The following is an 832-nucleotide window of genomic DNA, read 5'->3' on the forward strand; positions in this document are numbered from 1 at the left end:
GAGGAGCCGACTTCGTCGTCGTCGACAAATTCCGCGCCGCCGACGTCCCCAGACTGAGACCGGTCGGTGTTCGTCGCGAGGCGTCGGTGCTGGATTCCGTCACTGTCATGGCAAGAGCCACCAATCCTGCTGAGCGTTGTCGGTGCGTGCGCGGTCACGACCCGGGGTGTTCGGCCCCGGGTCACGGGCGCCGCCGGGGACGGTGAGGCGGGTCGACGGGACCGGCCGGGGTCGCCGTGGGGACGGCGTCCGATCGGTCTCCGTCGACCGCGCGGTGGAGGTTCTCAGTCCGCGCGTCCCAATTCGACGTCCTCCAGGACACCCAGCGCGTCGGGCACCAGGACGGCCGCGGAGTAGTAGGTGCTGACCAGGTAGGAGATGAGCGCCTGGTCGTTGATGCCCATGAAGCGCACCGACAGCCCGGGCTCGTACTCGTCGGGGATCCCTGTCTGGTGCAGGCCGACCACACCGCGGTTCTGCTCGCCGGCCCGCATGATGAGGATCGAGCTGGTGCGCTCCTTGGTGACGGGGATCTTGTTGCACGGCAGCATGGGGATGCCCCGCCAGGAGGGAACCTTGTGGCCGGACATGTCGACGCTCTGCGGGTAGAGGCCACGGCGGTTGCATTCCCGACCGAACGCGGCGATGGTGCGCGGGTGCGCCAGCAGGAAGGTCGGCTCCTTCCACACCGTGGCGACGAGTTCGTCGAGGTCGTCGGGGGTGGGCGGGCCCGTCCGGGTGTGGATGCGCTGTTGCAACGACGCGTTGTGCAACAGACCGAAATCGCGGTTGTTGAGCATCTCGTACTCCTGACGCTCACGCAGCGCCTCGA

General features: G+C 68.1%; 1 pseudogene. It reads right to left on the minus strand.

The features are described from left to right. Positions 1–284 precede the first annotated feature (284 nt). Positions 285–832: pseudogene (locus BQ8420_RS27090) on the minus strand (Crp/Fnr family transcriptional regulator); the annotation flags it as partial.

Origin of the sequence: Nocardiopsis sp. JB363, from assembly GCF_900143625.1 — a bacterium.
Lineage (GTDB): Bacteria > Actinomycetota > Actinomycetes > Streptosporangiales > Streptosporangiaceae > Nocardiopsis.